Consider the following 24545-nt stretch of genomic DNA (forward strand, 5'->3'; position numbering starts at 1 on the left):
AGTTATCGGCTTTCGCTCGATTTCAACTAACGAACTTAGCCTAGCCTTAGTTCATTGGATTAGACAGGGTAAATGCGTTCTTCTTCAGCGAACAACATCAAACAGAGTAGGTATATTCCCACGTGAGTAAATTCGTGAATTGGTTCCCCACTTCCGTTGACCGCAAGGTTCGTATTGCGGCATGGGCAACTTTTGTTGCACAAACACTCATTGTGGTCACCGGTGGCGCTGTTCGGTTGACCGCAAGTGGTTTAGGCTGCCCGACCTGGCCTAAGTGCACGGAAGATTCTTTTGTCTCCACTCCAGAAATGGGTATTCACGGAGTAATTGAATTTGGTAACCGCCTTCTCACATTTGCTTTGGTCATCATTGCCGTCATTACTTTCGCGCTGATTTTCCGCATGCGTAAAAACCGTCGAGATCTGTTCTGGCTAGCTCTCGTGATTGGTTTGGGTATTCCTGCCCAAGCAATCATCGGCGGTATTTCAGTTCTCACCCAGCTCGACCCCTATGTTGTTGGGTTGCACTTTGTGGTGTCTATCGTGATGGTGGCTCTTTCAACCATGTTGGTGTACCGCGTTTATCACGGTAATGCCCCTCGCACCTGGGTCATTGAACCATCGAGTTCAAAGATTCCACTGATTGTGTGGTTGGTTGCAGTTTTTCAAATAATCACGATCATCTTTGGAATTTTGACGACAGGATCTGGACCTCACGCTGGTGATGCAGATGCACGCAGGAACGGGCTCAATGGAGAAATCCTGCAACATCTGCACTCATACCCTGCCTACACCGCTGTCGCACTCACCCTGTTGGCCATCGTGATGGCCTCTCGAGCTCGATTATTTGCTCTGCGTCATTCCTTGATTCTGCTCATCATCCTCAACGGGGTGCAGATCACTGTAGGAATCATCCAGTCTCGAACCGGACTACCTCCGTTGTTGGTGGGTATCCACATGTTGCTAGCTTGCCTGGTTAGTGCTGCTAGTACGTATGTGCTTTTGAAGCTACGAAAGGTTGCCTAGAACGGCAACAGTGCATCGATGGCTACAGCTAGGAAGATAACCGACAGGTAGCCATTTGAAAAGTGGAACAAACGCATTGGCTTGGGGTCTATCTGGCGCAAGGCTCGTGAATAAAGCAGGTGGCTCTCCACAATGAACCATGCACCCGCCACAAAAGCAACAGCGGTATAGGTCCAACCCATCTCTGCTACCGGCACAAGTAAAAGCGTGGCAGCAACGGTTGCCCAAGCGTAGAGCACGATTTGGAGGCCAACTGTAACGCGGCCACGCACCACAGTGAGCATAGGTACATTCGCATTTTTGTAGTCGTCGCGGTATCGCCAAGAAAGTGGCCAATAGTGCGGTGGTGTCCACAAGAAAATGATGAGGAACAAAATCACCGGAGCCCAGGACAGTGAGCCTGTTACCGCTGCCCAGCCAATCAGTACTGGGAATCCCCCCGCTGCACCTCCCCAGACAATGTTTTGTGGAGTTCGGCGCTTGAGCACGAGGCTATAAACAATGACATAGAAAGCTATTGCTGAGACGGAAAGCGATGCTGCGAGCAGGTTGGTAAAGAGCAAGAACCATACAGTGGAAATAACTGCAAGGGCCCACGAGAAAATGAGGGCTTGTCGGTCAGTGATTTCGCCTGTGACGAGTGGGCGCCCTTTGGTGCGATTCATCAAACGATCGATATCGCGATCGATATAGCAATTGAACGACCCTGCCGAACCGGCACTCATCATTCCACCGATCAGTACAGCAAGAACCAGCCACAAGTTGGGGACGCCTTCTTGGGCCAAGAACATTGTGGGAATTGTCACTGCTAATAGCAGTTCCATCACCCGAGGTTTTGTCAGTGAAACGTAGGCAGCAACTGTGCGCTTAAAGCCGACCGTGGACACAGCAGTGGTGCCTGATTCGGAAGCGTTCATGAGTCCTCAGAGAAGTTGGGCCTTGGTGTCCAAGTCTACGGGAGGTAACGCTGTGTCATTTGGCACGTTCCCCGAGGGCGTAAGCCCAGCAGTGCCTATACTTAGAGGAGCCGTTATTCGGCGTGTGTGGCCTATTTTTCCGGCCATCGTAATTTTCTCCCTCACCTCCCCTCACGGAAAAACGGAAGGCCGATAAAAAACATGGCGCAGCTCGACTGGTCCGATTTAGATAACAAGGCAGTTGACACCGCGCGTGTTCTTGCCGCAGACGCAGTCGAGAAGGTGGGTAACGGTCACCCTGGAACCGCTATGAGCCTCGCACCGGCCGCCTACTTGCTATGGAACAAGGTCATGCGTCGCGACCCACTTGATGACCAGTGGATTGGCCGCGACCGTTTCATTCTTTCCGTGGGCCACTCTTCGCTCACTCAGTACGTTCAGCTGTACTTGAACGGTTACGGCCTCGAGCTCGATGACCTCAAGGCTTTGCGCACCTGGGGCTCACTGACCCCTGGTCACCCCGAATATGGCCACACCAAGGGTGTGGAAATCACCACCGGCCCCCTCGGACAAGGCCTCGCTTCCGCTGTTGGCTTTGCTTACGCTTCTCGCTTCGAACGTGGTCTATTTGACCCCAATGCAGCACCAGGAACTAGCCCTTTTGACCATTTTGTCTATGTCATTGCTGGCGACGGCGACCTACAAGAAGGTGTCACCGCTGAAGCGTCCTCGCTTGCTGGCCACCAGCAGTTGGGTAACCTCATCGCGATCTACGACTCCAATCAGATTTCGATTGAAGATGACACCACCATTGCGTTCACCGAAGACGTGGCCAAGCGTTATGAGTCCTATGACTGGCATGTCCAGACTGTGGACTGGAAGAAGACCGGTGTCTATGTTGAAGACGTCGCTGCCCTCAATGATGCTATTGAGGCAGCTAAGGCTGTGACTGACAAGCCTTCGCTCATCATTCTCAAGACCATCATTGGTTGGCCAAGCCCAAAGAAGCAGAACACTGGAAAGATCCACGGTTCTGCACTCGGTGAAGATGAGCTCAAAGGCCTCAAGGAAGTTCTTGGGTTTGATCCCGAGCAAAGCTTCCAGGTAGCTGACGAAGTCTTAGAGCACACCCGCAAGGCTGTGGCCAAGGGAGCTGCTGAACGCGCTGAATGGCAGAAGAGCTTTGACGCGTGGGCTGCAGCTAACCCTGAGAACAAGAAACTTCTTGACCGCCTCGAAGCAGGCCAGCTTCCTGAAGGTGTTGAAGCGGCTCTGCCTGTCTTCGAAGGTGGCACCGAGGTCTCTACCCGTGCCGCTTCGGGCAAGGTACTCAATGCTCTAGGTTCCGTGATTCCTGAACTCTGGGGGGGATCTGCTGACTTGGCAGAGTCCAACAACACCACCCTTGAAGGAGCAAAGTCCTTCGTTCCTGCTCAGTGGTCAACCCACGAGTGGACAGGTCACAACTACGGTCGCGTTCTTCATTTCGGTATCCGCGAACACGCCATGGGCGCAATTCTGAACGGTATAGCCCTTCACGGTAAGACCCGCGCTTATGGCGGAACCTTCCTCATCTTCAGTGACTACATGCGCCCCGCAGTGCGCCTAGCAGCACTCATGAAAGTCCCTTCGATCTTTGTGTGGACACATGACTCGGTTGCTCTCGGTGAAGACGGGCCCACCCACCAGCCCATTGAGCAGCTCGCCACTCTGCGCGCTATACCTGAGTTAGATGTAGTTCGCCCCGCAGATGCGAACGAAGTTGCCTATGCCTGGAAGACGATCTTGGAGCGTCGAAACGGGCCTGCAGGTATTGCTCTGACTCGTCAGAACATCCCCGTGTTCACCCGCGGAGAGGGCGTTGCAACTGGTGACACTTTCGCTCACGCTCGTGAAACAGCAAAGGGCGCCTACATTCTCGCTGACGCACCAAACGGCAAGCCTGATGTGATCTTCATCGCCACCGGTTCTGAAGTTCAACTTGCAGTAGCAGCTCGAGAACAACTTGCCGGCGAAGGAATCCATGCTCGTGTGGTTTCGGTCCCCTGCCTCGAATGGTTCTATGAGCAGCCTGCGGCATACCAAGAGAGTGTTCTTCCTGCGGCAGTGAAGGCACGCGTCTCCATCGAGGCCGGTCTGTCGCTGACCTGGGACAAGATCGTCGGCTCCGCTGGTCGTAGCGTTTCCATCGAACACTTCGGCGCATCGGCTGATTACAAGACCTTGTTCACCAAGTTTGGCATTACCACTGAAGCCGCTGTCGCCGCCGCAAAAGAAACTCTTGCTGCCCAGAAATGATCCACCCGGGGTCAAGAACAACCTTTCTGGCCCCGTATTACAACTTCAAATTTGACCACCCATCAAGGAGAATCCAGGTTCATGTCGAACTCCCCCACCGCACAACTGTCCGCAGCCGGCGTCAGCATTTGGCTCGATGATCTCTCTCGGGAGCGCATCACCTCTGGCAACCTCCAAGCACTTATTGCTGAAAAGAACGTCGTGGGTGTGACCACTAACCCCACCATTTTTGCTGGTGCACTTACCAATGGTGAAAGCTATGCAGCTCAGGTGAAGCAGCTAGCTGCTGCGGGAGCAGACGCAGAAGCTGCAGTCTTTGAGATCACCACCGACGATGTTGCAGATGCCTGCGACATCTTCCGGGGTGTATTCGACGCAACCAACGGTGTGGATGGTCGTGTCTCTATTGAGGTTTCTCCCACTCTTGCTCACGATGCTCCAGGCACCGTTGAGGAAGCAAAGCGTCTGTGGGCAAAGGTCAACAAGCCCAACGCGTTAATCAAAATTCCAGCAACCCTTGCCGGCTTGGATGCCATTACTGACGTGATTGGCGCGGGCATCTCGGTGAACGTCACCCTGATCTTCTCGCTGGAGCGCTACGAAGCAGTTATCAAGGCTTACCTTGCAGGTCTGGAGAAAGCGAAAGCTAACGGACACGACCTTTCCCGGATACACTCTGTATCTTCCTTCTTTGTTTCCCGCGTAGATACTGAGGTGGACAACCGCCTCAACGCCATTGGCACTCCTGAAGCTCTAGCTCTCAAGTCCAAGGCAGGCCTGGCTAATGCACGCCTGGCTTATGAGCTTTATGAAGCACAGTTCAACACACCACAGGCAGTTTCTTTACTTGCAGACGGCGCCAACGCGCAACGCCCACTCTGGGCCTCTACAGGTGTGAAAGATCCTGCTCTTCCCGACACTCTCTACGTCACCGAGTTGGTCGCTGCTGGCATCGTCAACACCATGCCCGAGAAAACTCTTCAGGCAACATTTGACCACGGAGTCATCACCGGTGACACCATCACAACCAATTACGCCGATGCCAAGGCAGTCTTTGCAGCACTGGCTGCAGCTGGCATTGACTTTGATGACGTCACGAATGTCCTTGAATCAGAGGGTGTCTCTAAATTCATCATCTCCTGGGGCGAACTCCTCGAGACCGTCAACACCGCACTAGCAGGAGCATAAATGTCTTTTCGCATCAAAGTATCCGGAGCAGCAGAAGCTGCTGTTGAAAAGCACGTCCCTCAGCTCGTTTCAGACATGGTCGCTTCGAGCATCACCGCTCAGGACCCAGCGCTCTGGGGTGCCGCAGCAGAAGCTGAATCTGCGATTCGCTTGGGATGGACAGAATCAGTTGCAATCTCACGCCCTCTCGTTGCAGAGATTGAAGCATTACGTGATGAATTGCGCGAAAAAGGTGTCAACCACATTGTCCTTGGTGGTATGGGAGGCTCCTCACTCGCACCTGAAGTAATTACCGCCACGATGCAGGCCGAGTTGACCGTTTTAGATTCAACCGAACCAGGCCAGATTCAAGCAGCAATTACTGATCGTCTTGAAACCACTGCAGTAGTTATTTCCAGTAAGTCTGGTGGAACCGTTGAAACAGATAGCCAGAAACGTATTTATGAAGCAGCGTTTGCTGCGGTGGGCATTGATCCACTCGAGCGGATCATTGTTGTAACTGACCCAGGTTCACCGCTTGATAAGTCTGCTCGTGAAGCGGGATATCGTGTCTTCAATGCTGACCCTAACGTGGGTGGACGCTTCTCTGCACTGACCGCTTTTGGCCTTGTTCCTTCCGGACTTGCTGGTGTGGACATCACCGAACTACTTAACGAAGCAGAGGCTATCTCTATCGACCTCGCTGTTGACCAGCCTGAGAACCCAGGTTTGATTTTGGGTGCTGCCATCGCGGGAACTTCTCCCCTGAAAAACAAGCTTGCCCTGGTCACAGACGGGACACACCTCGTTGGTTTCCCCGATTGGGCCGAGCAGCTCATTGCTGAATCAACAGGTAAGGAAGGAACGGGAATCCTTCCTGTTGTTCTGGATGTTGTCTCTCCTGAACTGAGTGCTGGATATGAAGATGTTCAAGTGCTTCGTCTAGTCGATGATGCTCACGAATTCCACCTGCTCAAGCACGACCGCCACGAGGGTGAAATCCTCGTCTCGGGAACCTTAGGCGCCATGTTCCTTGTTTTCGAATATGCAACCGCTGTTGCAGGTCGCCTGTTGGCCATCAACCCCTTTGACCAGCCTGATGTGGAGTCAGCAAAGGTTGCTGCTCGTGCGTTGTTGGATAACCGCCCTGCACCCACTGCCCCACTGTTCACCGACAAAGGCATCGAAGTTCGTGCTCATGGCGATCTGGGAGATGCTCACACTGTTCGTGAAGCGATTACTGCGGTGCTCAAGCAATTGCCCAGTGATGGCTATGTTGCTATTCAGGCCTACATTGACCGCGTGAACTTCCCCGAGGTACACGGCGTTCGTGATCTTGTTGCCGCCCGTGCTGGTCGCCCTGTCACCTTCGGTTGGGGGCCTCGCTTCCTGCACTCCACAGGGCAGTTCCACAAGGGTGGTCCCGCCGTTGGTGTGTTCATTCAAATCTTGCAGAAGCCTGCAGGTGATGTCGTTATTCCTGAGCGCCCCTTTACATTTGGTGAATTGATCGCTGCTCAGGCGGCAGGTGATGCAGCTGTTTTGGCAGAACATGGTCGTCCCGTACTCACGCTCACATTGACGAACCCCGCCACTGAACTCGAACACCTGTTCGCAGCCTTCAACTAAAGAGGAAACCATGTCACCTGTTGACATCACGGCCGATCACAACCCACTTCGAGTTGCCGAAGACCGCCGACTCAACCGCATTGCTGGACCGTGTGGTCTTGTCTTGTTCGGCGTTACTGGCGACTTAGCGCGCAAGAAGCTCATGCCTGCGGTCTATGACCTCGCAAACCGAGGTTTATTACCTCCTGGGTTTGCCTTGGTCGGTTTTGCTCGTCGCGACTGGGTCGATCAAGACTTTGCACAGGTCGTGCATGACTCCGTGAAGCAATATGCGCGTACGGAATTCCGTGAAGATGTGTGGCAGCAGCTGGCAAAGGGTATTCGCTTTGTTCAAGGTGAATTCAACGATGACAAGGCCTTTGAACGTCTGAAAAAAACAATCGCAGAGCTCGACGAGAAACGCGGAACCATGGGTAACCATGCGTTCTATCTTTCAGTTCCTCCACGCTCCTTCCCCGAGGTAGTTTCTCAGCTTAAGCGTGCAGGGCTTGCAGATGAGGTTGAGGGTCAATGGCGTCGCGTCGTCATTGAAAAGCCATTTGGTTCAGATTTGAAGACAGCTCGTGAGCTCAATGACGTCGTGGAATCTGTCTTCCCAGCGGATTCTATTTTCCGCATTGACCACTACCTCGGTAAAGAAACAGTTCAAAACATCCTTGCTTTGCGTTTTGCCAACCAACTGTTTGAACCACTGTGGAATGCTGAGCATGTTGACCATGTCCAAATCACCATGGCTGAGGATATTGGCGTGGGTGGTCGTGCCGGTTACTACGACGGTATTGGCGCAGCTCGCGACGTCATTCAAAACCACCTCTTACAGTTACTTGCTCTGACCGCCATGGAAGAACCCATATCTTTCGATGCAGAAGACTTAAGGGCTGAGAAAGAGAAAGTTCTTGCTGCTGTTCGCTTACCAGAAAACCTGGCGCACTCAACCGCTCGTGGTCAGTATGCCAGTGGCTGGCAGGGTGGTGAAGAAGTAGTTGGCTTCCTCGATGAGGAAGGCATGAACCCCAAATCTGTGACAGAAACTTATGCGGCAATGAGGCTGGATATTGGAACGCGACGCTGGGCGGGTGTCCCCTTCTATCTGCGAGCAGGTAAGCGCCTGGGGCGTCGCGTGACAGAAATCGCTGTCGTATTCAAGCGTGCGCCGCAATACTTGTTTGCCGACCACCAAACCTCTGCACTGGGCCAGAATGCGTTGGTTATTCGTGTGCAGCCTGATGAGGGTGTCACGATTCGTTTTGGCTCGAAAGTCCCGGGTGCGGGCATGCAAGTACGTGACGTAACTATGGACTTTGGTTATGGTCATGCATTTACAGAGGCAAGTCCTGAAGCATATGAGCGCCTCATTTTAGATGTGCTGCTAGGTGAACCGCCACTTTTCCCACGTCACGAAGAGGTGGAATTGAGCTGGAAAATTCTTGACCCCATCGAAGAATTCTGGGCAACCCAGGGCCAACCTGAGCAATATGCCCCTGGAACGTGGGGACCTGCCTCAGCCGATGAATTGATGGCCCGTGACGGCCGTGTTTGGAGACGTCCATGATCCTCGAACTTCCTGACACAACAACGGCAAAGGTTGCTAAAGAACTCGTGAACCTTCGCGAAGAAGGCGGTGCGGTTGCTCTTGGCCGCGTTCTGACTCTCCTGATTTCTACCACTCTCGGTGAAGAAGAAGTTGCCATTGCTGCTGCAAATGAAGCATCCCGTGAGCACCCTATGCGCGTCATCGTGCTCTCAGTCATCGAACCGGAACATTCCATTTCTAATCGCTTGGATGCTGAAGTTCGTGTTGGCGGCGACGCTGGTGCCAGCGAAGTTATCGTGCTCCGCGCATACGGCAAGGTCGGTTCTGACCAACAAGGTTTGGTTACTGGGCTGCTCCTACCAGACACTCCTGTTGTTGCGTGGTGGCCTGGGGCAGCACCAAAGAAGGTTTCTGAATCGGCGCTGGGCAAAATTGCACAGTGTCGCATCACCGACTCTGCCGCTCAATCAGAACCTCTGCAGGCTCTTAATGATTTGTCCAGAACGTATTCACCCGGTGATGCTGACTTTGCATGGACAAGGCTAACTCTGTGGCGTACACAACTGGCTGCGGTTCTTGATCAGCCACCGTATGAGCCCATCATTGAGGCTCATGTCACGTCCACGCCAGATTTCCCTGCAGCAAAAATGCTTGCAGCCTGGCTGCAACTCCAACTTCAAGTTCCCGTCACCTGTGATCTCACTCACACTGGTTTGAATTGGCGAGGGATTCACGGCGTTCGCCTGGTGCGCAAATCTGGCGACATCGAACTCACTCGCGTTGAGCCGACAACAGCTCGCCTGAAACAACCAGATCAACCCAATCACGACATTTCCATGCCACTGCGAAGCCTGCGTGACTGTCTCGCAGAGGAGCTGCGCCGCTTGGACCCCGATGAAGTTTATGGGCGCGTGGTCACTGAAGGTCTCCCCCAAATCAAAATGGTGACCACGTGAGTGAAGAAACCACGCTTGAGGCATATGCCGATAAGCAAGAACTCATTGACAACATCGACGAAATCTTCGAAGAATCGGTCAAAGATCTTCTTCTGCAACAAGAGAGCGTCCACGTTGTCCTCACTGGAGGAACTGTCGGTATTGCTCTGCTGGAAAACATTGATCCCACCCACAAATTGGATTGGAAAAGAATCCACCTATGGTGGGGAGATGAACGTTTTGTCCCTGCGGGCCACCCCGACCGCAATGAGGGCCAAGCAACAGCTGCTCTGATTCACCGCTTGCCCATCCCAGAGGAGAATGTTCACCGCATGCCTGCTTCGGATGCAGGCTTGACGCTGGATGAAGCAGTGGATTCCTACGACGACGAGCTCGCACGATTCTGGCCTGAGCTTCCTGAGTTCGACATCACCTTCTTGGGAGTTGGGCCCGATGCCCACATCGCGAGTTTGTTTCCAGGTCTTGAAGGTATTGAGATCGATGACCGCGCTGTGATTGCGGTGCGTAATTCTCCTAAACCACCAGCAGAACGCATCAGCCTAACGCTTCCTGCTCTCAATAACTCTAAATTCGTCTGGGTTGTCGCCTCCGGAGCTGACAAAGCAGATGCCATCTATGCCGCGTTTACCTCTGAAAGCGCCTCAGAAGCGCCCGTGAGCGCCGTTGAGGGCAAAGAGGAAACTGTGTTCTTTACCGACGAAGCAGCTGCTTCTCGATTGATTGACGAAGACGAATAGTCGCGTTTCTTCTCAACTTATGCAAAGAACCCCCACTCATGCGAGTGGGGGTTTTTGGGCTGAAAACTACTTGGTAGGCTTCACCGTTCCGCGACGAACGCGAAGTTGGTGGAGAGCATCCTCAAGAATCTGCTCAGCCTCTTCTTCTGTGCGACGTTCCTTCACGTAGGCAAGATGAGTTTTGTAGGGCTCAAGCTTTGCCAGCTCGGGTGGGTTTTCCTTGTCGCGACCAGCTGGGAGCCCAGACTGTGGGCAATCAATAATCTCTGGAATTTCTTCCTCGGGAAGATTTGCCGCGAAATAACGAACAGTCTCGTTACCGAGCGCATCCCAGTAAGAAATTGCGATGCGTTCTGCGTGAATACCGTGATCTTGTTCACCCATGGGTCCCGCGCCGACGCGCGATCCACGAATTGCACTACCGCCAGATGCCATTGTTATGCTCCCTGGAACTTAGTAATGAGGCCGAGAAGGACGATGCACGTAATCCACACCAGCCCCAAAATGATGGTCAAACGATTGAGGTTGCGTTCTGCAACTCCGGAGGATCCGAGAGTTGAGCTCATACCGCCACCAAACATGTCTGAGACACCTCCACCGCGACCCTTGTGAAGAAGGATCAGCAGAGTGAGGAGCAGGCTGGTAAGAGCAAGCAGTACCTGCAAAACAATCTCGAGAATTAGCATATGTAAAGTCTACCCGACTAAATTACGTGCTTTTGGAATCGAGCAATGCTCGAGAACTCAGCAACATCAAGGCTTGCGCCACCGACGAGTGCACCATCAATGTTGGGCTGACGCATGAATCCGGCAATGTTGTTGGCCTTTACTGAGCCACCGTAAAGAATACGTGTGCGCTGTGCAGCAGCGTCGCCGAGAACTTCACCGAGAGCTACGCGAAGAGCTGCGCAAACTGCTTCCGCCTGCTCTTCGGTTGCAACCTTGCCAGTACCGATGGCCCAGACAGGCTCATAAGCAATCACAATGTCAGCATCCTGAGAAACACCCTCGAGCGCCTTCTTCAGCTGTGCGACAGGAACAGCAGAAGGACCGAACTCTTCAAGTTCTGCCTCGGTTTCACCAATACAGAGGACAGGAACAACACCGTGCTTGAGAGCAGCCTTGACCTTGTTTCCCACGATCTCATCAGTTTCACCGTGGTACTGACGACGCTCAGAGTGACCAATAATGACGTAGGAGCAACCCAGTGCCTTGAGGAATCCCCCAGGGATTTCGCCAGTGTATGCGCCCGAGTCGTGCATGGACACGTCCTGTGCACCGTACGCAAGCTCGAGCTTGTCTGCTTCAACTAAGTTCTGCACAGAGCGAATGTCGGTAAAGGGCGGGAAGACAGACACCTCAACGTCGGTGTACTTGTGACCGGCATCCTTGAGAGTCCAAGCCAGCTTCTGTACGAAGGCGATTGCCTGGAGGTGATCCAGGTTCATCTTCCAGTTGCCCGCGATGAGCGGGGTACGAGTGTTTACCATCCAAGGACCTCCAGGCCAGGTAGACGCTTGCCCTCGAGGAATTCGAGGCTAGCTCCACCACCGGTTGAAATGTGACCGAACTGGTCATCTGTGAAACCAAGAATGCGCACAGCAGCAGCTGAGTCACCGCCACCGACAACGCTGAGGCCGTCGACTTCGGTTAGTGCCTGAGCAATTGCGCGGGTGCCTTCAGAAAAGGCAGGAATTTCAAACACGCCGGCAGGGCCGTTCCAGAACACTGTCTTGGAAGCTTTGATCTGGTCGGTAAATGCTTTACCAGTCGCAGGTCCAATGTCGAGTCCCATACCGGTTGCGCCGAAAACAGTGTCTTCGAGAGCATCTGCCGAAGCAACAACGTGCTCTGCATCAGCACCAAACTTGCTCGCCATCACGATGTCTGTGGGAAGAATAATCTTCACGCCACGTGCTTCGGCATCGGCGATGTAGCCGCGGACGGTGTCGAGCTGGTCAACCTCGAGCAAACTGGCACCGACCTTGTAACCCTGTGCAGCAAGGAAGGTAAATACCATTCCTCCGCCAACCAGGATCGTGTCAACGCGCGGAAGCAAGTGAGAAATCACACCGAGCTTGTCAGAAACCTTCGAACCACCAAGGACAACGGTGTAGGGGCGCTCAGGGTTTTCAGTCAGGCGGTCGAGAACCTCGAGTTCAGTCTCGATGAGCAGACCTGCTGCGCTGGGAACCAGCTTGGCCAGGTCATAGACCGAAGCCTGCTTGCGGTGAACGACGCCAAAACCGTCAGAGACGAGCACGTCACCAAGCTCGGCAAGCTGTGCAGCGAATGCGCCACGCTCAGCTTCGTCCTTGGAAGTCTCCCCTGGGTTAAATCGCAGGTTCTCTAGGACAGCAATCTGGCCATCAGCCAGTGTAGAAACAGTTGCCGTTGCGGACTCACCTACCGTGTCGGCGGCGAAGGCAACGGGCTTGCCGAGCAATTCACCCAGGCGAATGGCGGCAGGTTCGAGGCTGTACTTAGCCTCGGGAGCTCCGTCAGGGCGCCCGAGGTGGCTCATCACCACAACACGGGCTCCCTGATCGAGCAGAGCGGTCAATGTTGGCAGCGACGCACGAATACGTCCGTCGTCAGTAATCACACCGTCCTTCAGCGGAACATTAAGGTCACAGCGGACCAAAACGCGCTTGCCAGCAAGCGAACCGAGTGAGGAAAGGGTGCGAAGTGCCATATTGAATTACTTTCTTTAGAGCTTGGCGCCGACGTACTCTGTCAGGTCAACCAGACGGTTGGAGTAACCCCACTCGTTGTCGTACCAGCTGGAGATCTTGACCTGGTTACCCAGAACACGTAACAGACCAGCATCGAAGATTGACGAATGTGGGTCAGTCACGATGTCGCTCGAGACAATCTCGTCCTCGGTGTACTTCAGAATGCCCTTGAGGTGGCCTTCCGCAGCAGCCTTGAATGCAGCCTTGACCTGATCTTCAGTCACTGGCTTCTCTACCTGAATCGTGAGGTCAGTGATCGAACCGGTTGGAACGGGAACTCGCAGTGCGAAACCGTCGAGCTTGCCGTTGAGTTCAGGCAGAACCTTACCGATGGTCTTTGCAGCACCAGTGGAGGAAGGAACGATGTTGATTGCTGCAGCGCGTGCGCGGCGCAGGTCAGAGTGAGGGCCATCCTGGAGGTTCTGGTCAGCGGTGTACGCGTGAACAGTGGTCATCAAACCGGTGATGATGCCGAACTCCTTATCAAATACCTGCACGAGTGGTGCGAGGCAGTTGGTGGTGCAGGACGCGTTCGAGATGACGTGATCGTTAGCAGCGTCATATTTCTCGTTGTTGACACCCATCACAAAGGTAGGAATGTCATTGCCGGTGGGAGGAGCTGAAATCAGAACCTTCTTTGCACCAGCTGCAATGTGCTTCTCGGCGTTTGCACGGTCAGTGAAACGACCGGTGGACTCGATGACTACGTCAACACCGAGCTTGCCCCAGCCGAGGTCAGCAGGGTCGCGCTCTGCGAGAACCTTGATCTTCTTGCCGTTAACAATGATGTTCTCGGCGTCGTGTGAAACTTCAGCGTCCAGACGACCGGTTACCGAATCATACTTCAACAGGTGTGCGAGCACCTTGGTGTCGGTGAGGTCGTTCACAGCGACAATTTCAATGTCAGCGCCCTGTGCGAGTGCAGCACGGAAATAGTTACGTCCAATACGGCCGAAACCGTTGATTCCAACTTTGACAGTCACTTCGTCTCCAAGTGATGTTAGGGAGCATGTTGCTCCAAGGGTGGTGAGGGTGGAGGGAGGGTATTACTTTGATGAAAAATCAGTAGGAACGGGTGCCCCGAAAAGTTTCGAGACACCCGTTGTCAACTACTAAGAGAATAGCAGGACGCTGGATGCGCCCTTGCGAGCGGCGTCAAAACGCGCCGATACGTCTGACCAGTTGATGATGTTCCAGAACGCTGTGACATAGTCGCCCTTCACGTTCTTGTAATCCAAGTAGAAGGCGTGCTCCCACATGTCGAGCATGAGCAGAGGAATAGTTCCAGCTGCAATGTTGCCCTGCTGGTCATACAGCTGCTCAATAATGAGGTTCTTGCCCAGTGCATCCCAAGCCAAGAATGCCCAGCCAGAGCCCTGAAGGCCAAGTGCTACCGCGTTGAACTGCGCCTTGAAAGCGTCGAATGAACCGAAGTACTCATCAATGGCAGCAGAGAGTTCACCTGTGGGGCGCTCTTCAGAACCTGGTGTGAGGTTCTTCCAGAAGATGGAGTGGTTAGTGTGACCACCCAAGTGGAATGCGAGGTCCTTCTGGAGCTTGTTGATGTTGGCAAAGTCGTTCTTCTCGCGAGCCTCTGCGAGCTTCTCAAGTGCAGTGTTTGCGCCATCAACGTAGGCCTTGTGGTGCTTGCTGTGGTGCAGCTCCATGATGGTTGCACTGATGTGAGGTGCGAGAGCTGAATAGTCATAATCCAGTTCGGGCAGTGTGTAATTAGCCACAGGTGTTCTCCTTAGAACGTGAGGTGGGGGTCTTACTGGTGTTAACCGTCTCGGCAATTATTTTATTGCCGATGAGGAAAGTTAATTCTGGGAATTTAGGCGTCAATATCTTCAGGAACAGCAGATTCAGTTCCGGGTACGCCCAACTCTTGTGCTCGTTTGTCGGCCATAGCCAACAGTCGACGGATACGTCCGGCAACGGCATCCTTTGTCATTGGTGGGTCTGCATGGTGACCCAACTCATCCAAACTTGCATCTCGGAAGTTTAAGCGAAGCTCACCTGCATACTTGAGGTGTTCAGGAATGTCATCACCAAGCAGCTCCAATGCACGCTCCACGCGCGCGCAGGCGGCAACGGCTGCCTGCGCAGAGCGACGAAGGTTCGCGTCATCAAAATTGACGAGGCGGTTTGCTGTGGCACGCACCTCGCGGCGCTGTCGTAACTCTTCCCAGTTCTTGACTGTTTCGGTCGCCCCCATAATGGTGAGCACGGACGAGATTGCCTCATCTTCACGAATGACCACACGGTGCACACCACGCACTTCACGAGCTTTGGCAGCAAATTGAAGACGGTTGGCAGCCCCAACGAGGGCCATGGCGGACTCATTCGTGGGACAGACGATTTCGAGTGCAGCGGAGCGACCTGGGTCCGTCAAGGACCCGGCCGCGAGGAAAGCTCCACGCCATATTGCGGAAAGATCTTCCAAGTTGCCTGTGGTGAGTTTATTGGGAAGACCACGAATGGGGCGACGACGCGCATCGAGCAAACCAGTTTGACGAGCAAGTGTTTCCCCGTCAAGTACGCGAACAAGGTAGCTGGGGGCATTCTTTCCACCCGAGCTAGGGGTGAGGCGCCCTTCGGAGCGGACACCGTAAATTTCAGCCAAATCCTTGCGAACCCGAGTTGCGAGCTCTTGAGAATCCAACTCTGCCTCAACCGCGATTCGTCCTGAGATGGTATGCAAGCCCCCAGCAAAACGAAGGATTGTCGCCAACTCTGCAGTGCGCACACTAGTCTTGCCAGCGCCCACGGTGATGAGTTCTTGTTTGACGTTCTCAGTTAAGCCCATGTCCCCTAATTCCTTCGTGTTGCTCAAAATCGCGTAGTGGTGATTGCCGCTATTCGCGGCCAAAGTCTCGGTGTTTAACTCGCACAACGACCCCTGGAAGCTTTTCCAGATGCTTGGCGAGCTCTTCGGTCAACGCGACCGAGCGGTGCTTGCCACCAGTACAGCCAATGGCGATTGTTACGTGGCGTTTGTTCTCTCGCTGATAACCCGCAAATACTGGGGCTAAAGCAGCCGCATAGGTTTCAACAAACTCGCGTGCGCCAGGCTGACTCAAGACATAGTCAGAGACATCCTTATCCATGCCGGTATTTCCGCGTAATTCAGGAATCCAGAATGGGTTGGGCAAGAATCTGCCATCCGCAATGAGATCAGCATCAGATGGAGTTCCGTACTTGAAGCCGAAACTCATCAGATTCACTCGAACACCGGCAGTTTCTTCTTGAGCAAACTGTTCCGTGATGAGTGTGGAGAGCTGGTGAATGTTCAAATCGCTCGTATCAATGACGATGTCACTGAACTCACGCAATGCTGTCATCCGGGAACGCTCAGCTGTGATGCCATCGATGATGGTGCCATCACCCTGGAGGGGGTGGGGCCTTCGCACAGACTCAAAACGTCGAACGAGTGACGCATCGGTAGCGTCCAAGAACAAAACTCGGACAACCGTTGCTGCCGGCATCGACTGAATGATTTCTTGAAGATTTTCAAAGAAATCACGACCGCGTACATCCACCACGGCAGCAATCTTGGGCAGGTTTTCACCTGCTTTGTCTGCGAGTTCAACAAGTGGGCGAAGCATCTGCGGGGGCAAGTTATCGACGACGTACCAATCAAGATCTTCCAGGGCATTTGCCACTGTCGATCGACCTGCGCCAGACATTCCGGTGACGATGAGAACTTCCTGCTTATTGCGGGATAGTTCAGGCATGATCACTTCCTTGATTTCCGGGGCGTGTTACGGCGTGTCGTACCAGACTAACCATAAGCGACACGCCGGGAAACTCTGAAGCCTCAAACCTTGGGGCAGAAGTTGAAGGTTAGCCTGCTGCAAGCACGTCAAGCGCATGCTGAAGGTCTGCGGGATACGGTGAAACAAACTCGACATATTGCCCCGTTGAGGGGTGAATAAATCCAAGTTTGTGGGCATGCAACCATTGCCTAGTCAGCCCTAATCGTGCGCTGAGAGTGGGATCTGCCCCATACAACGCATCTCCCACACACGGATGCCGCTGTGCTGCCATATGAACTCTAATTTGATGGGTTCGGCCGGTTTCAAGTTTGATTTCCAGGAGGGAGGCAAACGGAAATGCTTCCAAAGTTGTGTAATGGGTCACTGCGTGTTTGCCATCACTGGTGACGGCAAACTTCCAGTCCGAGCGGGGATGGCGCCCGATAGGCGCATCAATGGTACCCGCCAAGGGGTCTGGATGTCCCTGAACGACGGCGTGATATATCTTGTTGACTTCGCGGTCATGAAAGGCGTGTTTGAGCGCGCTGTAGGCCTTCTCGCTTTTTGCAACAACCATCAAACCTGAAGTACCAACATCGAGTCGATGGACAATTCCTGCTCGTTCAGCAGCCCCAGAGGTGGAAATGGTGAAACCCGAGGCGGCAAGAGCACCCAGGACTGTTGGTCCATCCCAGCTTGCAGCCGGGTGTGCGGCGACTCCGACAGGCTTATCCACGACAACGATGTCGTCATCGTCATAGACAATGGAGAAGTCAGGAACCATCATGGGAACTATTTCAGGTCCGCGTTTTTCTTCCCACGAGACAGTCAAAGTGGCCTCTGCGCGAAGCTTGTCCGATTTGCCCAGAGTGACACCGTTTTGCTCTACGCCCCCTGCTTCTGCAATCTCTGCCGCCTGAGTTCGTGAAAATCCGAAGAGTCTGGCCAGACCTGCATCGACCCGTACACCGTCGAGGCCGTCGGGAACTGGTGTGGATCTAGTTTCCACCAGCTCCACCTGCTCCGCCGTCGCCAAGGCCACCCAGACCAGTTAGACCCCCCTGCAATGTGACAGTAGGGTTTGAACCTATGGGTGTCTCGTTTTTGTTCTTTTTGCGAGGATCTCTTGTTCCATCGATGTGAATTCCAGACAGGGTCAGAATGACGAGCAAACACATGCTGGAAACGATGGCAATGTCTGCGATGTTATAAATCGCAGGCATCATCCAGGGGGTGTAAATAAAGTCAATAACGAGCCCGTGCCCGAATTCGACCACACCCTCGGCATTTTGTTGGGTTAGCCGGTCAGTCAGGTTTCCGAGAGTGCCACCCAATAAAAGACCAAATACGACTGCCCACGCTATTGAGCGATTTTTGCGTGCGAACACAATAATGACAATCGTGACAATGGCAGCAAGGATGGAAAAAATCCACGTACTGCCCGACGCAATCGAGAAAGCTGCCCCGGGGTTTCTGACGAAGTAGAACTGTAGGAAATCTCCCACAACAGGATTGCTCACACCCTCAGGCAGGGTGTTTTTGACCCAAAACTTACTCAGTTGATCTGCAAGGTAGACAACAACGGCGCAGACGCCCAGTAGGGTCAGAACAGCCCACACGGGCCGCTTAACCGCCACGATTAGTTCTTGGGAGTGGTTCCAGCTGTATTGAGCTCGTCAAGCTCCACCAGCTGGCTGGAGATGTAACTGCGCAACTTCTCGCGGTATTCCTTTTCGAAGCTGGACAGCTCTGCGATTTCACCTTTGAGCTTGGATTTATCTGCCTCGAGAGCCGAAAGCTGCGACTTGACCGTCGCTTCTGCCTCTGAAACCAGTCGGGTAGCAGTTTCATGACCCTCAGCGATGAGTGCGTCACGCTTCTCCACACCTTCACGCACGTGCTCTTCGTGCAAGCGACGAGCAAGCGTCAGGAGGTCATTAGCACTTGCTGTTGCACTGGAGTCATCGACAACAACAGGGGCAGGGGTAGCAACAGGCTTTGCTGGTGCAGCGGATTCTCCACCTTCAAGGCGAGCTTCTGCTGCCTCGAGCTTCGAACGGAGATCTTCGTTCTCAGCACCTAAGCGGCGCAATTCAACGACGATTTCATCAAGAAAATCGTCAACCTCGTCCTGGTCATATCCTTCACGGAACTTGGTCTGTTGAAAGCGCTTGTTTACTACGTCTTCTGGCAGTAATGCCATGGGGTGCCATCCTCTTAGTGAGAGCTACAAAAAATGGTTATCTCAGGTGATAACTCACTAACGCTATCAAAATACTCAACAGCGGTGGAACCGGAGAGAAAAATTACCCGATTTTCCTAGAGAATCATCAGATACTCGGCGATGTACATCGCAACTATGGCCGCCAGCATGACGACTGTCCATCCAAAATCTAGGGCAACCGCTCCAAAGCTGACTGGTTTAACCCATCGACGAACCAGATTCATGGGGGGATCAGTGAGTGTGTAAATCACGCCGCTGAGAACCAGCACGAAAGAGGGAGGTCGCCATCCTGGCTTGAAGGCTCGAATAAAGTCGAGAATCAGTCGTCCCCACATGGCAAAAACAAAGACCAAGAGGGCGTAATACAGGACTAAACCAACGAGACCAATAACGGACATCTCTACTCCTCAGCCACGCTGGTGGCGTGAGCTTATTCGCCGAAGAAAGTGGTGTCTACTTCAGCGGTTTCTGCTGCTGCATCACCAGACACGGCAACGTGTGCGGGTGAAAGCAGGAATACCTTGCTGGTAACACGTTCAATCTTGCCGTAGAGACCCTGGGAAAGACCTGAAGCAAAATCAATCAGGCGACGAGCATCAGTCTCGGTCATCTGCGAGAGGTTCATGATAACGGGAACACCTTCGCGGAAGTTTTCTGCGATGACCTTGGCATCGGAGTACTGCTTGGGGTGTACGGTGACAATTTCATTCATGTCGCTAGCTGCCTGGTTCTTTGCGGTGTTACGGCGAAGGGGGGTTACCTGCGCACGACCAGCGGAGACAGGGGCTACCTGAGGTGCTGCAGCGTAGGCAGGTGCATCGTAGGTCGTCTCCTCATCAGCGAGACCGAGATAGACCATGGTCTTCTTGAGTGGATTGGCCATTGAGTTACCTCCAGGTAATAAAAAATCGTCTAATTGAGATTAACCGGCAATGGGCCTGTTCCCGGTGATTGCCGAACCAATGCGAAGGTGTGTCGCACCTTCGGCAATTGCCGCGGCATAGTCATGAGACATCCCCGCAGAGATGAAGCTCGCTTGCGGGATGACCGTTTGCACGCGTTCAGAGGCGGCTTTCACTCGAGCAAAAGCAACGCGAGGTTCTTCATCCAGAGGAGCCACTGCCATGACTCCCAAAAGATTGAGGCTGGGTTGAGCCGCAACCAGTTCAGCAAGTTCAACCACATCTGCGGGTTGAACTCCCCCGCGTCCAGGGTCTTGGGTGAGGTTGAGCTGAACAAAGCAGTCCAAAACCTCAACGGCATTGTTTTCTGGAAGTCCCTCAGGGGTCATTACAGCATTCGCCAAAGCATTTACCAAGCTTGGACGATCAACTGAATGGAGCACTTCAGCGTATTTGCGCACAGCTCGTGCTTTGTTTGATTGCAACTGGCCTATGAAGTGCCACGTGAGATCCAGATGTGCAAGCTCAGCAACTTTAGCTTCAGCCTCTTGGTGCCTATTTTCTCCGACATTGCGCACACCAAGGTCATAAAGATCGCGAACTAACTGCGCAGGATGGAACTTCGTCACCACAATCGTGGTGATGTCATCTACGTTGCGCCCTGCTGCGCATGCAGCATCCGCAATGCCCTCATTGACGAGCGCTACACGTTCGCCAAGCGTCGTATCCACTACTTCAGGAAGTCGGGGATGTCGAGGTCGTCATCCTCGTCAACGTAGGAAGGTGTGACGCTCACGTGGCTGGTTGTTGCAGGGGTCGTCATAACAGCGGCGAGTTCGTCATCCGCAAAAACACCGGTTGTTGAGGAAACAATCGGGGTCTCTGCGTAGATGCTTTCACCTGCAGGGAGGACTGATCCAGTGTCGGTGGAGGTGAACGCACGACGTGGCATTGGCTTGTGGGTGGGTTCACCACCATCAAAACCAGCGGCGATAACCGTGACGCGAACTTCATCACCAAGGGTGTCATCGATGACAGCACCAAAGATGATGTTCGCCTCAGGGTGTACGGCCTCGCCGACCAGTGCAGCAGCGTCATTGATCTCGAAGAGACCAAGGTTGGATCCACCCTGAATGGATAGAAGCACACCACGCGCTCCTTCAATACTGGCCTCAAGCAGGGGTGAGGCTACGGCCAGCTCGGCTGCCTTGATCGCGCGGTCTGCACCGCGCGAGGAGCCGATTCCCATCAGGGCAGATCCAGCGCCCTGCATTACCGACTTCACGTCTGCGAAGTCGAGGTTGATGAGACCTGGGGTGGTGATGAGGTCTGTAATTCCTTGGACACCAGCAAGCAAAACCTGGTCTGCTGTGGCGAAAGCTTCTTGTACCGAGATGCTGCGGTCGCTGATTTCGAGGAGGCGATCGTTGGGAACAACAATGAGAGTGTCAACCTCGGCGCGCAGAGCAGCAACACCGGTGTCTGCCTGAGCCGCGCGACGCTTACCTTCGAAACCGAATGGCTTGGTCACAACACCAATGGTCAGGGCGCCAATGGACTTGGCAATCTTGGCGACAACTGGAGCAGCACCTGTTCCAGTTCCACCACCCTCACCTGCGGTGACGAAAACCATGTCAGCACCGGCCAGTGCTTCCTCAATTTCTTCGGCGTGATCTTCGGCGGCTTTGCGGCCAACTTCGGGGTCAGCACCTGCGCCGAGGCCACGGGTCAGTTCTCGACCAATATCGAGTTTGACGTCAGCTTCGCTGAGGAGAAGTGCTTGAGCATCGGTGTTGACTGCGATGAATTCAACACCCTTGAGGCCCAGCTCAATCATGCGGTTTACTGCGTTGACACCGCCACCACCGACGCCGACCACCTTGATGACGGCGAGGTAATTCTGATTCATTGACACGTTATGGCCTCCGCTAGAACCCTAAAGTTCAAGTCGAACCTTAAAGTTATGCTCAGTATGCATTTCTTGATTTGAGAGTAGGTCGAAGCACTCCACTCCCTAGTGCGACACGCCTAGAGAGTCTCAGATCAGAGAAAAGTTTTAACGCACAACCGCTGTCTTGGGTGAGGAAACGTCGTACTCACTGACAGAGCCAACTGGGTTCAGCGTCAATAGCTGAGAGAGAACTCGGTTCTTCATTGCCGCGTTTTCAGGACCACCCCAGAAGACGCGGGCTCCCCCGGTCAAAATGAGTGTGACATCATCCGTGGTGTTGGCAATGACCTCGTCAAGCTGGCCAGCTAATCCTGCTGGCAAAGAATTAATCACATCGATAGCCGCGGCGAAACCCTTGGATCGCGCGGAGTCACCTTCCACCGTGAACAGTGGCAAGCCAGGAACGCGCTCAGGGGTTTCCTCGATGACCACCCCCGCAGGGTCGACCATGATGAAACCATTAGGCGAGGGCAGGTACCCAACTGGGGCTCGTTCAACAACTTTCACCACCAGGGTGTGTGGTGGCACAGCGACGGTGGAGTAGCTCTTGACCAGGGGTTGCGCTTCGACCGCCTTGCGCACGGCACCCATATCTACCAAAGGCAGTGGCTTGTTGAGTTCAGGCTGGAGGGAGGCAATGATTTGATCTGCAGGAACCCGGGTTGCCCCCTCAACCACAATATTTTGGAGCGCCAGTATGGGCGTAAACATTCCCACGGCCACAAAGATCAAGATGGCGACGAAAGAACCAGCGATGGAAGCCCACACAATCCGTCGACGACGTAAATGGGCAGTGAAGCGTCGAACTTCGTCACGTTCAAACGCTTTGCGAGCCTTAACAGCTTCTTTGAGCTTGCGCCTAGCCTCGAGCGCTTCTTGCTGTGAGGCAGTGAGTTTGCGTGCGGCTTTCGTAGTGCGTGAGGCGGAGGTATCTAATTGTGCAGAGTTGGATTTCGACCGCGCAGGTGCACCAACGGGCCTGAGAGTGCCCTGAACGCGACTGCCGGTTGACGCTGTAGCGGCTGGGGAAGGAGGTCGTGTGCTGCTGCGCGATTGCGAGGCAGCTGAAGACTCTTTTTGTTTTTTGAGATCGGCCTTGTTCTGCTTGCGTTCAGCGCGAGAAGGTCGTGCCGAAGTACCTTTTTGTGCACGGGTAGGCGGTTGAGGTTTCGCTGGCTGTGGTGCAGCTTGTGAACTGTGCTGAGGCCGAGACTGAGGTGTCCCTGGCGGTCCTTGTGGCCGTTTCATGAGCTAGCTTGTAGCTTCGAGTGAAGCCAAAATCTGAGGAATGATGCGGTACACATCGCCACACCCCAACGTGATGACGTAGTCACCAGGTCGCGCGATGCGGGCAATGTGATCAGCTGCTTCTTGCCAATCGGCGATAAAAGCAACCTTGCTTTGGTCCGAGAATTTTTCTGAAACGAGGGCTCCCGTTACGCCCGGCACAGGGTCCTCACGTGCCCCGTAGACATCAAGAACAACCGTGAGGTCAGCATCTGCTTCGAGAGTCTGAGCAAACTCTCCACAAAAATGTTGAGTGCGGCTGTAGAGGTGAGGTTGATGCACCGCAATTACACGACCTTCACCCACAACGGTTCGTGCTGCAGTGAGAACCGCATTCACTTCAGTGTGGTGGTGAGCATAGTCGTCATACACACTTACTCCCCTGCGCACCCCGTGAAGCTCGAAACGACGTTCGGTGCCCCCAAATTCAGAGATTCCCGCTAGAGAAGACGCAGGGTCAAAACCCAGACCGACGAGGGTAGCAAAAGCACCTGCCGCGTTGAGGGCATTGTGGCGGCCTGGAACCTTGAGCTGAGTGGTGTATTTGGTTCCCAAGTACTCAACAGTGAATGTCACGCCACCGGTGGTGGTATCAATGTGTGCCAGTCGGACGTCGGCCGAAGCGGCCTCTCCGAAAGTCATAACAGCAGGGCCTGAAATCTTGCTCCCCACGCGAACAGCTCCTGGATCATCGCTCGAGATGACAACCAGCTCATGCGCGGCAGAAGCAAAGTCAACAAATGCCTGATCAAAAGCTTCAAGAGAACCGTAATGATCCAGGTGATCTGCATCAACATTAGTGATTAATGCCACGGCAGTGTCATAGAGCAAGAAGGAGCCATCCGACTCATCTGCCTCAATGACGAAAAGCTCCCCCTCGCCAAAGGCAGAGCTCAATCCATAAGACTGAACTACTCCGCCGTTAACGAAACTGGGGTCTGCGCCTAACTCCCGCAAACCGGTCACAATCATTCCAGTTGACGTGGTTTTTCCGTGGGCACCAGCAACAGAAACTAATCTGGATCCCCGAGTGAGCCATTCCAAGGCCTGTGAGCGATGCAAGATCGTCAGGCCGCGTTCTTGAGCCAGAACATACTCTGGGTTGTCTTGCCACAACGCGCCAGTGACAACCAAAGTTTGTGCATCGCCGAGGTTGGCAGCGTTGTGGCCAATGTGAACCTCAACCCCCAGTTCACGAAGTGTCTGAATATGCGAAGAATCTCTCACATCAGTGCCAGTTACCGTGATGCCGTTTGCCAGAAAGAGCCGAGCTATGCCGCTCATCCCTGAGCCACCGATGCCCACCATGTGCACGGTCCCCAAATCTTCTGGGGCGACAACTTTAGGGTCTGGCTTAATCACGGGTCACTCTTTCGATCGCACACGCGAAAAACGCGCTGACTACCGTTATAACGTAGAAAGCTGG

At 53.8% G+C, this 24545-nt stretch carries 25 protein-coding genes; 7 read left to right on the top strand and 18 right to left on the bottom strand.

Features of this window, described 5'->3' with window-relative positions; translation table 11 throughout:
* The first annotated feature begins 122 nt into the window (after positions 1-122).
* Entirely contained in the window at positions 123-1025 is a 903-nt protein-coding gene (locus AURUGA1_RS04810) for a heme A synthase (RefSeq protein ID WP_114129108.1), read from the top strand.
* On the opposite strand, the gene AURUGA1_RS04815 is transcribed toward AURUGA1_RS04810, so the two are convergent.
* The gene (locus tag AURUGA1_RS04815; RefSeq protein ID WP_114129109.1) at positions 1022-1942 is read right to left on the bottom strand and encodes a heme o synthase; all 921 of its coding nucleotides are present in this window, start codon (positions 1940-1942) and stop codon (positions 1022-1024) included. The two genes, AURUGA1_RS04810 and AURUGA1_RS04815, sit on opposite strands and share 4 nt — an antisense overlap.
* A gap of 201 nt (positions 1943-2143) precedes the next feature.
* On the opposite strand from AURUGA1_RS04815, the gene tkt reads away from it, so the two are divergent.
* The 6 genes from tkt (at position 2144) to pgl (ending at position 10263) form a co-directional block, all read left to right on the top strand.
* The gene (tkt, locus tag AURUGA1_RS04820; protein ID WP_114129110.1) at positions 2144-4240 is read left to right on the top strand and encodes a transketolase; all 2097 of its coding nucleotides are present in this window, start codon (positions 2144-2146) and stop codon (positions 4238-4240) included.
* A gap of 81 nt (positions 4241-4321) precedes the next feature.
* Entirely contained in the window at positions 4322-5428 is a 1107-nt protein-coding gene (gene tal, locus AURUGA1_RS04825) for a transaldolase (protein WP_114129111.1), read from the top strand.
* On the top strand, positions 5429-7036 hold the full coding sequence (locus AURUGA1_RS04830) for a glucose-6-phosphate isomerase (RefSeq protein WP_114129112.1): 1608 nt from the start codon (positions 5429-5431) through the stop codon (positions 7034-7036). It begins immediately after the preceding gene.
* A gap of 10 nt (positions 7037-7046) precedes the next feature.
* The gene (gene zwf / locus AURUGA1_RS04835) at positions 7047-8588 is read left to right on the top strand and encodes a glucose-6-phosphate dehydrogenase (protein WP_114129113.1); all 1542 of its coding nucleotides are present in this window, start codon (positions 7047-7049) and stop codon (positions 8586-8588) included.
* On the top strand, positions 8585-9526 hold the full coding sequence (locus AURUGA1_RS04840; protein ID WP_114129114.1) for a glucose-6-phosphate dehydrogenase assembly protein OpcA: 942 nt from the start codon (positions 8585-8587) through the stop codon (positions 9524-9526). The genes zwf and AURUGA1_RS04840 overlap by 4 nt, the downstream gene beginning before the upstream one ends.
* A complete protein-coding gene (pgl, locus tag AURUGA1_RS04845) occupies positions 9523-10263 on the top strand; it encodes a 6-phosphogluconolactonase (RefSeq protein ID WP_114129115.1) in 741 nt (246 codons plus the stop codon). Before AURUGA1_RS04840 ends, pgl begins: the two co-directional genes overlap by 4 nt.
* A 66-nt stretch (positions 10264-10329) precedes the next feature.
* Here pgl and AURUGA1_RS04850 read toward each other — a convergent pair whose 3' ends face one another.
* From AURUGA1_RS04850 to murC, 17 genes are all read right to left on the bottom strand, one after another.
* Entirely contained in the window at positions 10330-10698 is a 369-nt protein-coding gene (locus AURUGA1_RS04850; RefSeq protein ID WP_096380787.1) for an RNA polymerase-binding protein RbpA, read from the bottom strand.
* A 2-nt stretch (positions 10699-10700) separates the two neighbouring features.
* Entirely contained in the window at positions 10701-10949 is a 249-nt protein-coding gene (secG, locus tag AURUGA1_RS04855; protein WP_114129116.1) for a preprotein translocase subunit SecG, read from the bottom strand.
* Between the two features lie 17 nt (positions 10950-10966).
* Positions 10967-11752: a triose-phosphate isomerase gene (tpiA, locus tag AURUGA1_RS04860; RefSeq protein WP_114129117.1), complete on the bottom strand. Its 786-nt coding sequence runs from the start codon at positions 11750-11752 to the stop codon at positions 10967-10969.
* Positions 11746-12957: a phosphoglycerate kinase gene (pgk, locus tag AURUGA1_RS04865; RefSeq protein ID WP_114129118.1), complete on the bottom strand. Its 1212-nt coding sequence runs from the start codon at positions 12955-12957 to the stop codon at positions 11746-11748. Before pgk ends, tpiA begins: the two co-directional genes overlap by 7 nt.
* 15 nt (positions 12958-12972) lie before the next feature.
* Positions 12973-13980, bottom strand: a complete 1008-nt coding sequence (gap, locus tag AURUGA1_RS04870) for a type I glyceraldehyde-3-phosphate dehydrogenase (protein ID WP_114129119.1) — start codon at positions 13978-13980, stop codon at positions 12973-12975.
* Between the two features lie 129 nt (positions 13981-14109).
* Complete coding sequence (locus AURUGA1_RS04875) at positions 14110-14736, bottom strand: superoxide dismutase (protein ID WP_114129120.1); 627 nt, start codon at positions 14734-14736, stop codon at positions 14110-14112.
* Positions 14737-14831: 95 nt separating this feature from the next.
* Positions 14832-15806, bottom strand: a complete 975-nt coding sequence (whiA, locus tag AURUGA1_RS04880) for a DNA-binding protein WhiA (RefSeq protein WP_114129121.1) — start codon at positions 15804-15806, stop codon at positions 14832-14834.
* A 49-nt stretch (positions 15807-15855) separates the two neighbouring features.
* A complete protein-coding gene (gene rapZ / locus AURUGA1_RS04885; protein ID WP_114129122.1) occupies positions 15856-16734 on the bottom strand; it encodes an RNase adapter RapZ in 879 nt (292 codons plus the stop codon).
* Positions 16735-16843: 109 nt separating this feature from the next.
* Positions 16844-17764 carry an RluA family pseudouridine synthase gene (locus AURUGA1_RS04890; RefSeq protein WP_114129723.1) on the bottom strand — a complete coding sequence of 307 codons (921 nt, stop codon included), beginning with the start codon at positions 17762-17764 and terminating at the stop codon, positions 16844-16846.
* Entirely contained in the window at positions 17754-18392 is a 639-nt protein-coding gene (gene lspA / locus AURUGA1_RS04895) for a signal peptidase II (RefSeq protein WP_240187341.1), read from the bottom strand. The genes AURUGA1_RS04890 and lspA overlap by 11 nt, the downstream gene beginning before the upstream one ends.
* Before the next feature lie 2 nt (positions 18393-18394).
* Entirely contained in the window at positions 18395-18958 is a 564-nt protein-coding gene (locus AURUGA1_RS04900; RefSeq protein WP_114129124.1) for a DivIVA domain-containing protein, read from the bottom strand.
* A gap of 116 nt (positions 18959-19074) precedes the next feature.
* Positions 19075-19377 (bottom strand): YggT family protein, encoded by a 303-nt coding sequence (locus AURUGA1_RS04905; RefSeq protein WP_114129125.1) that lies wholly within the window; start codon positions 19375-19377, stop codon positions 19075-19077.
* Positions 19378-19409: 32 nt separating this feature from the next.
* Complete coding sequence (locus AURUGA1_RS04910; protein WP_096380761.1) at positions 19410-19862, bottom strand: cell division protein SepF; 453 nt, start codon at positions 19860-19862, stop codon at positions 19410-19412.
* 39 nt (positions 19863-19901) lie between these two features.
* Positions 19902-20612 carry a YggS family pyridoxal phosphate-dependent enzyme gene (locus AURUGA1_RS04915; protein ID WP_114129126.1) on the bottom strand — a complete coding sequence of 237 codons (711 nt, stop codon included), beginning with the start codon at positions 20610-20612 and terminating at the stop codon, positions 19902-19904.
* Positions 20612-21796 carry a cell division protein FtsZ gene (gene ftsZ, locus AURUGA1_RS04920; RefSeq protein ID WP_096380756.1) on the bottom strand — a complete coding sequence of 395 codons (1185 nt, stop codon included), beginning with the start codon at positions 21794-21796 and terminating at the stop codon, positions 20612-20614. The genes AURUGA1_RS04915 and ftsZ overlap by 1 nt, the downstream gene beginning before the upstream one ends.
* Positions 21797-21937: 141 nt before the next feature.
* Positions 21938-23080, bottom strand: coding sequence for an FtsQ-type POTRA domain-containing protein (locus AURUGA1_RS04925; RefSeq protein WP_114129127.1), 1143 nt, complete (start codon positions 23078-23080; stop codon positions 21938-21940).
* Between the two features lie 3 nt (positions 23081-23083).
* Positions 23084-24481 carry a UDP-N-acetylmuramate--L-alanine ligase gene (gene murC / locus AURUGA1_RS04930; RefSeq protein WP_114129128.1) on the bottom strand — a complete coding sequence of 466 codons (1398 nt, stop codon included), beginning with the start codon at positions 24479-24481 and terminating at the stop codon, positions 23084-23086.
* Positions 24482-24545: the final 64 nt, after the last annotated feature.

It is taken from the genome of Aurantimicrobium sp. MWH-Uga1, from assembly GCF_003325955.1.
Classification (GTDB): domain Bacteria; phylum Actinomycetota; class Actinomycetes; order Actinomycetales; family Microbacteriaceae; genus Aurantimicrobium.